Raw genomic sequence first — 1,373 nt, forward strand, 5'->3', positions numbered from 1 at the left:
GGATCAAGCGGAAAAGTTGGGGGGAATGATTTTAGGCATATATTTTAGAAAGTCTGAATAAGAAGAATTTGATATCTCTTACGCCTCTGGAAGTTGCTCTGAAAGCCTTAACCTTTGCATTAAAAGATTCTGCGGAAGCATTAGTAGCCCTGTTGGTGAAGAAGTTCAGAATAGATAAATAATGTGCCTGAATAGACCTTGATACTGTTTTGAATGCCTCTATCTCAGCATCTTCTACGTCATTGTACCATAGTGCCAGTCTTTTAAATGCCTGCTCTTTACTTTTACATACCTTAAAGATCTCCCCCAATCGAAGTGATAGCCCGTAGGCCTTTTTTAACTCTGGGTAGCGTAGGAATAACAACTCTGCCCGATTTTTCTGGATATCTGTCCATTTGCTGTGATGCTTAAACAACAAATATCTGCTTCTGGCCAGCAATTGTTTGAGCGTATCTCCGTTAGAAAGTACTTCCGCTCGGAAGACCGTTTTGTTTTTCTTTGCCTGGCTAATTGCTTCATTTTCTGCATCCAACGCTTCCCATCGATATTTTACTCTGCATTCCTGTACGGCATCATAAGCAAGTTTTTGTACATGAAAACGGTCGATGACCCGGTGTGCATTGGTAAAACATCTTTTGATCGCCAATTGCATGTTAGCAGCCATATCCATGGTTACTTCTTGTACTGTTTTGCGAAATCTTTCTGGTATTTTCTTCAGTACAGTAATAATATCTTCAGCTACTGTGCCTTTGATCATGGCTACAATAGCTCCTTTACGACCTTTTGCAGACTTATTGGTCACAATCGTATATAATTCTCCATTAGATAAAGCAGTTTCATCGATACTCAAATGTGGGCTGAGGTTCTTTGTGAATAACATCCACTGGTCTGCATGGTCTTTCTGTCCCCATACATTGTAATCACTGATATGTTCTTTATATTGTTCTTGCAGTTGTTTGCCATCCACTTGAAAGTAATGTCCCAAATGATAACAACTGATCGGATGATTATCCAAATATTCCTTTTAAAAAAAGACCGAATTCCGTTGTCATTCGTGCCCCTTTTCTTACTAGATCCCAATCTCTACTTATGATTTCTCCCGTACTTTTAACTGTCCAACGCCTCCTTTTTATACATAAGGATACTTTTTGACCACGAATGGGAAAATCCTGGATACCAACTTCTGGGAAGAACCCCTTGGATTCAAGAGCCTTTTTTGAATAGCCTTCGGGGGCAATATTTTTCTCTTCAAGGTAGATATTTAGCATCTTTTCTGCTTTATCTACTTTGATTAACTCAAAATAATCCAGAATGCCTTCTGGTAATAATAAACTGATTAGGGTTTGCTCGGCTTGACTCAAAATGAAAATTCT

General features: G+C 38.8%; 2 protein-coding genes. Both read right to left on the reverse strand.

Annotation, left to right across the window (positions count from 1 at the left end):
* Nucleotides 1-31 precede the first annotated feature (31 nt).
* Entirely contained in the window at nt 32-1,015 is a 984-nt protein-coding gene (locus tag ABIB30_RS27225) for an ISAon1 family transposase (RefSeq protein WP_354306165.1), read from the reverse strand.
* Nucleotides 1,008-1,373, reverse strand: a 366-nt coding sequence (locus tag ABIB30_RS27230; protein WP_354306166.1) for an ISAon1 family transposase N-terminal region protein, incomplete at its 5' end; no start/stop codon positions are given. The genes ABIB30_RS27230 and ABIB30_RS27225, both read right to left, overlap by 8 nt.

The sequence above is a fragment of the Pedobacter sp. UYP1 genome (assembly GCF_040547305.1).
In the GTDB taxonomy this organism is placed as follows: Bacteria; Bacteroidota; Bacteroidia; order Sphingobacteriales; family Sphingobacteriaceae; genus Pedobacter.